The 6,385-nt window shown below is 70.4% G+C and carries 8 protein-coding genes and 1 pseudogene; 2 read left to right on the top strand and 7 right to left on the bottom strand.

The window, feature by feature from the left end; translation table 11 throughout:
- Positions 1–220: pseudogene (locus ACFU6K_RS27925) on the top strand (acyltransferase); the annotation flags it as partial.
- 154 nt (positions 221–374) lie between these two features.
- On the opposite strand, the gene ACFU6K_RS27920 reads toward ACFU6K_RS27925, so the two are convergent.
- The 5 genes from ACFU6K_RS27920 to ACFU6K_RS27900 all read right to left on the bottom strand — a co-directional run bounded on the left by ACFU6K_RS27920 (position 375) and on the right by ACFU6K_RS27900 (position 4,323).
- Positions 375–719: a hypothetical protein gene (locus ACFU6K_RS27920; protein WP_380667539.1), complete on the bottom strand. Its 345-nt coding sequence runs from the start codon at positions 717–719 to the stop codon at positions 375–377.
- A 655-nt stretch (positions 720–1,374) separates the two neighbouring features.
- A complete protein-coding gene (locus ACFU6K_RS27915; protein WP_380667537.1) occupies positions 1,375–1,935 on the bottom strand; it encodes an IPT/TIG domain-containing protein in 561 nt (186 codons plus the stop codon).
- Positions 1,936–2,006: 71 nt separating this feature from the next.
- Positions 2,007–2,285, bottom strand: coding sequence for an IPT/TIG domain-containing protein (locus tag ACFU6K_RS27910; protein WP_380667535.1), 279 nt, complete (start codon positions 2,283–2,285; stop codon positions 2,007–2,009).
- Positions 2,286–2,796: 511 nt separating this feature from the next.
- Positions 2,797–3,618, bottom strand: coding sequence for an alpha/beta fold hydrolase (locus ACFU6K_RS27905; protein ID WP_380667533.1), 822 nt, complete (start codon positions 3,616–3,618; stop codon positions 2,797–2,799).
- Between the two features lie 39 nt (positions 3,619–3,657).
- Entirely contained in the window at positions 3,658–4,323 is a 666-nt protein-coding gene (locus ACFU6K_RS27900) for a DUF4097 family beta strand repeat-containing protein (RefSeq protein ID WP_380667531.1), read from the bottom strand.
- Positions 4,324–4,587: 264 nt separating this feature from the next.
- Here ACFU6K_RS27900 and ACFU6K_RS27895 point away from each other — a divergent pair, with 264 nt between their 5' ends.
- Entirely contained in the window at positions 4,588–5,331 is a 744-nt protein-coding gene (locus tag ACFU6K_RS27895; RefSeq protein ID WP_380667529.1) for a helix-turn-helix domain-containing protein, read from the top strand.
- A gap of 42 nt (positions 5,332–5,373) precedes the next feature.
- Here ACFU6K_RS27895 and ACFU6K_RS27890 read toward each other — a convergent pair whose 3' ends face one another.
- Together ACFU6K_RS27890 and ACFU6K_RS27885 are read right to left on the bottom strand one after the other, a co-directional pair.
- Positions 5,374–5,910: a hypothetical protein gene (locus ACFU6K_RS27890; RefSeq protein WP_380667527.1), complete on the bottom strand. Its 537-nt coding sequence runs from the start codon at positions 5,908–5,910 to the stop codon at positions 5,374–5,376.
- 89 nt (positions 5,911–5,999) lie between these two features.
- On the bottom strand, positions 6,000–6,227 hold the full coding sequence (locus ACFU6K_RS27885; RefSeq protein ID WP_380667525.1) for a hypothetical protein: 228 nt from the start codon (positions 6,225–6,227) through the stop codon (positions 6,000–6,002).
- Positions 6,228–6,385 lie beyond the last annotated feature (158 nt).

Raw genomic sequence — 6,385 nt, 5'->3', positions numbered from 1 at the left:
GCTGGGCGCCGTCTCCTTCGGCTTCTACCTCTGCCAGGGCGTCGTCCTCTTCCACGGCCGCCCCCTGCTGTTCGGCGACCGCACCTACCCCGCGCCGCTCGCCGCCCTGCTGACCGTCGCCGCCTTCGGCGCGACCCTGGCCGCCGGCGCCCTCAGCCACGCCCTGGTCGAGCGCCCCGCGGTGCGGCGCCTGGCCCGCCGGACGGCGGGAGCCGGCTGAGGGAGGGCGGTACGGGAGAGGGGCGCGCCGTTCGGTCCGTGGGTGGGGCGCGGAAGTTCGGCGTGTCCGTGGCCGCCGGGGGCCTCGGCCGTGTGCTGGTCGAGGGCCCCGGGGTGCGGTGCTGGCCCGTCGGGAGCGGGTTGGGGCGCGCCGTTCAGTCCGTGGGCCAGGCCCGCAGGTCGGCCAGGGTGAGCGTCCGGAAGCGGCCTTCGCCGTCCCCCATGGCGAGCAGCTGGAACTGCTCGGGGTCCGACCACGGGAGCTGCGCGGCGATCCGGGCGAACTCGGCGAACGGCAGGTGGTTCAGGGCGCCGCCGTAGAGGTGGGGAGGCCGCTTCGTGCCGCCCCAGGCGTGGTCCTCGGCGGAGATGTTCCGCAGGCTCCAGCGGCCGGGCAGGTCGGGGCTCAGCGGGGCGAGGCGGGCGTTGAGCTCGGCGACGACGTCGTCGTCGTCCGCCCAGCCGCCGGGGCTGAGCAGGATGGTCGTGATCGCTGACATGTCCCCATGATGGCCGCGACCGCGGCGGGGCCGGCGGCCGGGCCTGGGGGGTGAGGGCGGCGACCTCGCGCACGGCGTCGGCGGCACGGGCAGATGGACGTTGCGGATGGCGGCGTCGGCCTCTCGGTGGTTCGTTCTGACTGGTCCGTGCGGGGCAGTGGATGCCCCACCGCCTTCCGGTGTCGGCGCCCGGTCTGGATCCACCTCGGGCACCTGGCAATGTGGGTCGCCGCCCTCCTACTGGTGGCCCCGCTGCCCAATCTCCTGCTCGCGCAAGGCCGCTCGCCCGACCTCGACATCAGCCCTTGGGGGCCAGTCGGTGGTGGTGGTGAAGGGTCCTGCGCTATCCGCTCCCGCAAGGCGTCGTGCAGTGCCTACCCCGGTGTGTCCTGCTCTCGCCGATACCCCGTTTTCCGACCATCCACAGATCAACCAACTATAGACTTTTAAGAAAGTTGTGGACTTACTTGCCCCTTCTACTTGACCCGGCGGGGGTTAGGAGTGGCGGCGGGTACCTTTGAACCGCGCCGAGCAGGCCGGCCGTGTTCTGGTCGACCTGCTGGTGGCTGGAGGCCCGCCGGGAGAAGTCCTTGCGTCGCTCAGGGAAGCTGTCCGTGCCGGTGTGTGCTGCGGTGGATCGACGCCGAGTCCTAGCTCACTCGGGAAGGGACGCCTCGTAGGTGAACATGAGAACGTTGGTGGTTCCCTTGGCGGTTTTGACCGTGACCGGCACCTGGGTATGGGGCTTGCCGGCAGGGGCCAGCTTCACCTTCACTGTTGCTCCCGACGGGTCCAAGGTCAGATCGTGGCGGGGAATGATCTGGTGGTCCCAGGCGACGTGCAGGACGTCCGTCAGGCCCTTGCCCTTGATCGTCACCTCCATCCCACCGGCGGGAGTGCCCTTCGAGGGCACAAGGCTTTCTGCTGCCGGGGGCTTTGTGGTTTCATAGGTGAATAGCACGATGTTGCTGGATCCGACATTGGTTGTCACGCTCACTTCGACGAGGGTGTTCGCGCCTCCTCCCGGCGCAGAATTGACGAGTACCCAGTTCCCCGCCTGGTCCACTTTGATGTCTGCTGCCTTGATTTCTTTGTCCCCCCAGGTTACTTTCGTGGTGCTCTGAAAGTAAGACCCGGAGATCTTCACGTTGAATCCGCCGTCCGGTGTCCCGTGATCCGGATCCAGGGAATCGATTTCGGGAGATGGTGAAGGCATGTCATTCTCCTGTGTTGCTGGTGTCGGCACTGGTCCGGGTGGGCTCGCTGGCCCACCCGGACGGACGGGCGCTACGCGCCGCTGTAGGTGTAGTTCAGTACGTTGCTGGTTCCGTGGTCCGCGGTGGTGACGGATACGTCCACCACCGTCTTTGGCGTGCCCTTCGGCACCTTCTTGACCGTGACCTTCTGTCCGTCCTTGGATACGTCGAGGTCCGACCGCGGAATCGTCGCATCCCCCCAGTTCACCTGCTTGGTGTTCGAGAGGTATTGACCCGAGATATCACACGGATTTCCGCCGGCGGGCGTTCCACTGTCGGGCTTGAGTGAGTTGATCTGAGCATCGCTCATTTTCTGCCTCCTTGGAGGGATTCTGGCTCTCGGTGCTTTTCTGATTCCGTGTTCAGCTGGGATTCCTTGGCGGGTATCGGAGCTGAGATGCGGCGGCGCTCCTGCTCTGGACTGCTGCGTCGTGGCGCTTGTTTTGCGCCGGCAGCGCCGGAGCTGCGAGGGCGATGCGCATGCGGCACGTGGGTTCGGCGAGCGGCCATAGAAGTGAGCCGTAGGCGAACCATTTCGACGATACAGCTCTCTGCGCACGAATCAACACTTAGGGTGCCCGCCTGGGGCCGGTCGGTGCGAAGCTCGCTCCAATAGAGGAGTGAAACGCCCGAGCGCCCCGCTCGAAGTGGTCGTTCAAGCAGGGGCATGTGGAGTGCGAGAGGTTCAGCCGCTTGGACCCTGGGTTCTTCTGTGGGCTGACCCTCAGGGGAAGCCCGGGGGAGCCGCGCCCCACAGTCGTGAGCCGGTCGGCGTGATGCCAAGGTATTGCGTTCGGTCGGTTGGGTGCGCGGGCGGGCCGTCAGCGGCCGGGGGCGTCGAGGGCGGCGACCTCGCGCACGGCGTCGGCGACGGCGCGGAAGTCCTTCTTCAGGATCGCGCCGTGGTTGCTGGGCACCTTCGCGCTGATCCGGATGTGCGGGTTGCGCGCGGCGACCGCCGGCAGGGCCGCGCGGATCCGCTCCTGCTCGTCGCCCTTGCTGCCCAGCGAGGTCCCCGAGGCGATCACGTACCGGGTCGGGACGGTGATGGCGTCCAGTACCGGGCCCAGCGCGGCGGCGCTGCCGATCCTGCCGAGTTCGATGTTGGACTCCGACATCTGCCGGTGGGTCATCCGCGGGGTCAGGCCGGTGGGGCGCACCAGCGCCATGAGCGGCGCCCACCGCCGGAACTGCGTGCGGATGCGCCGCTCCAGCTCCCCGGTCAGCCAGTCGTAGGGCTGCGCGCCGTCCACCAGGACCGCGCCGACGGCGCGCTCCGGGTTGCGCGAGGCCCAGTGCGCGGCGACGAACGCCCCGTAGGACCAGCCCACCAGCAGGGCCCGCCGCACGCCGCGGGCCGCGAGGACGGCGTCGACGTCCCGGACGGCGGCCTCGAAGGAGTAGTCCGCGGAGCGCTTCGACCTCCGGCCGCGGGCCCGCTCGTCGTAGGTGATGTGCCGCAGGCCCGGGCCGAGGTCGGCGAGGACGCGCCGCCAGTAGCCCTGGGTGGCGAACTGGCCGTTGAGGTAGAGCACGGGCAGGCCGGGGCCGCCGGTGTCGGTGGCGGCCAGGGCGGTGTCGTCGACCGGGACCAGGCCGGTCCACGGGGCCGGGCCGGTCGCGGGTGCGGTGGTGTGCGTCATGGTGTCCCCCTTGGACGGGTGTCGGGCCCCGGGGCGGGGTCAGAGGCTGCGGGCGGTGATGTCGCCGTGGGAGGTGGTGGCGCGGATGTCGAGCGCGGTGGCGCCGTCGTTGCGCAGGGAGTTGGCGACGCGGCCGTGGCCGGTGCCGGCGTCCAGGGCGGCCGAGACGCCGGCGGCGGCGCCGACGGTGATGCTCCCGGACTGGGTGCTCAGCTCGACGGTGCCCCGGTGGGCCTCGGTGACGCGGATGTCGCCCCGGGTGGTGCTGATCCGGGCGGGCCCGCCGAGGCGGCCGACCTCGACGTCGCCGTCGACGGCGCTCAGGTGCAGGCTCGCCGCCTCGTCGACCTTGGTGTGGCGGTACGCGCCGTCGAAGGCGACGTCGCCCAGGCGGCCGACGACGCGCAGTTCGGCGGCGGCGGCCTTGCCCCGCACGGCGGAGCCGGCCGGCAGCTGGACGGTGACCTCCAGGGAGCCGGTGGGGCCGAGCAGTTGGCTTGCGGGCGCGGAGGTGACGATCCGCAGAACGCCGTCCTCGTAGGTGACGGCGGTCTGCTCGGCGGCCCGCACGTCGCGGCCCTTGCCGGGCTCGGCGGCCCGGACCTCGACGGTGGTGTCGACGCGCTCGGCGGCGATGAACCGCACGTGCCCGCCGGGGATGTCCAGGACGACGGTGACCGGGGCGGGGGTGTCGAACTTCTGCATGCTGCGCTCCTGTGCGGTGTCGTTCCATCGGTGTTTCCGACATTGGAAACGCTACGTTGCTTTCAAGATCCCGGCAACTGGTTCGTTGCGTCAAAGTGGCGTACTTGCAGGTGAATAGCGGGAAACTGTTGCAACTGGCGCACGGGTAACGCAACGGACGCCCTCCCGATCATTGCAATGGCCTGACGGTGAACGCTAGGCTGGGCACCGACCGGGAACCACACGGCCGGGAACCACACGGCCACCACCACCGAGGAGAACGCGATGCCGGGAGGCAGGCTCACCCAACAGGAACGCCGGCAGATCGCCCTGGGGCTGGCCGACAGCCTCCCCTACGCCGAGATCGCCCGACGCCTGGAACGCCCCACCTCGACCGTCACCCGCGAGGTCATGCGCAACGGCGGCCCCGTCGCCTACCGCGCCGACCTCGCCCACCGCGCCACCGAACACCGCGCCCAGCGCCGCCGCCCCGCCCCCACGGCCGGCCCACGACCCGGCACCCACCCCCACGGCCGCGACGACGAGGCCGTGACCGCCTACGAGGAACAGCTCACCACCGTCCTCATGGGCTCCGGCCTCAACCGGATGGGCGCCCGCGTGGTCACCTGCCTGTCCACCACCGACGCCGGCAGCCTCACCGCCGCCGAACTCGCCCAGCGCCTCCAGGTCAGCCCCGCCTCCATCTCCAAGGCGATCGCCTTCCTGGAGAGCCAGAGCCTGGTGCGCCGCGAACGCGACGAACGCCGCCGCGACCGCTACATCGTCGACGACGAGCTCTACTACCAGGCCGTCATCGCCAGCGCCCGCGCCAACGACAGGGTCATCGAAACCGCCCGCCAGGGCGTCGCCGTCCTCGGCCCCGGAACCCCCGCCGCCGTCCGCCTGGAGAACATCGCCCGCTTCCTCGACTTCATCAGCGAAAGCATCGTCCGCGCCGCCGAACAGGCCCGCGAGGTCCTCCACACCAAACCCGCGACGACCGCCACCGAGGACAAGGGCCCGGAGTAGGAAGCCGACCCCGCCGACTTCCCACTCCGGGGTGGTGAAGGGTCAGGCCGCCCGCCGCCCGGCGGCCTTCTCGAACGTCCGGACCCGCCGCCACGTGTACACCCACGCGTCGATGTCCCGCACCCCGCAGATCTGCAGGAAGTGCCGCACCTTCTCCATCTGCGGGAGGGACGTCGCGTTCAGCATGTCGGAGATCGTGCTGCGCCGCAGGACCTTGCCGTAGGCCGTCTGCCGCTGCTGGTGCAGCCGCGCGCTGCGCTCCTCCAGGTGGCGCAGCGATGGCTCGCCGGCCCAGACCCTGACGTCCTCCAGGCCCGCGACGAACTCCTTCACGGTGGAGAACAGCACGGGATCGGGCTCGCCGGCGGCGGGGACCGGGACGCGCCAGTCGGGGGCGGGCGGCGTCTTGACGGATGTCCGCGTACGGGGGTGGAGTTCCGTCATCGCCTCCCCGTGCAGGAGTAGAGCGCGCTGCTGGGTGCGCTTGTCCACGTCCATCGCGCTCAGCAGCGTTCGCAGCTCCCTCTCCGAGGTCAGAAGGCGTCCCCGGATGATCTCGTGCACGATGGAGGGGGGCATGCCGGTCCTGTGTTCGAGATCTTCCACGGACCGCGCGGAAACGCTTCGATGGTGCTTCTGCAGCAAGTACGCGAGCTCCTCGCGTGCGCTCATCGCCGCCCCCGCGAGGCCGTGCCGGAGGCCTCGACGGCGGCGGTGACGATGACGGTCACCAGCGCCTCGACGGCGTACCCGAGGACGATCAGGGCGATGATGCCGGCCAGGGCGACCGCGAGGAACGCGGCGGACAGCGCGGCGCGCCGCAGGCCGGAGCCCTCGGCGGGCGGGGCGGCGGGCGGCGGCGTGCGCCGCACCGCGCATCGGAGTTCGAGCAGCACAGTGGTCCCTTCTGAACCCTCAACCCGGACATGGGGATTGCCGTCCCCTGGGGCCTGTCTTCAAACTCGCGTCTGCGGGGCGACGCCGGGGCACGCACCTCGCCGCGTTGTCGTCGGTCGCCAATGCTCCGCAGTGGCTCCCTCCTCCGCCTTGCGAT

The organism is Kitasatospora sp. NPDC057512 (genome assembly GCF_042802135.1).
Classification (GTDB): domain Bacteria; phylum Actinomycetota; class Actinomycetes; order Streptomycetales; family Streptomycetaceae; genus Kitasatospora.
Note: the sequence above shows the minus strand (reverse complement) of the source record. Positions and strands in the feature narration are given on the sequence as shown.

Coding starts and splice junctions, on each gene's coding strand:
- ACFU6K_RS27920 (WP_380667539.1), bottom strand. CDS start 719: ATGTCAGCGATCACGACCATCCTGCTCAGCCCCGGCGGCTGGGCGGAC.
- ACFU6K_RS27915 (WP_380667537.1), bottom strand. CDS start 1,935: ATGCCTTCACCATCTCCCGAAATCGATTCCCTGGATCCGGATCACGGG.
- ACFU6K_RS27910 (WP_380667535.1), bottom strand. CDS start 2,285: ATGAGCGATGCTCAGATCAACTCACTCAAGCCCGACAGTGGAACGCCC.
- ACFU6K_RS27905 (WP_380667533.1), bottom strand. CDS start 3,618: ATGACGCACACCACCGCACCCGCGACCGGCCCGGCCCCGTGGACCGGC.
- ACFU6K_RS27900 (WP_380667531.1), bottom strand. CDS start 4,323: ATGCAGAAGTTCGACACCCCCGCCCCGGTCACCGTCGTCCTGGACATC.
- ACFU6K_RS27895 (WP_380667529.1), top strand. CDS start 4,588: ATGCCGGGAGGCAGGCTCACCCAACAGGAACGCCGGCAGATCGCCCTG.
- ACFU6K_RS27890 (WP_380667527.1), bottom strand. CDS start 5,910: ATGCCCCCCTCCATCGTGCACGAGATCATCCGGGGACGCCTTCTGACC.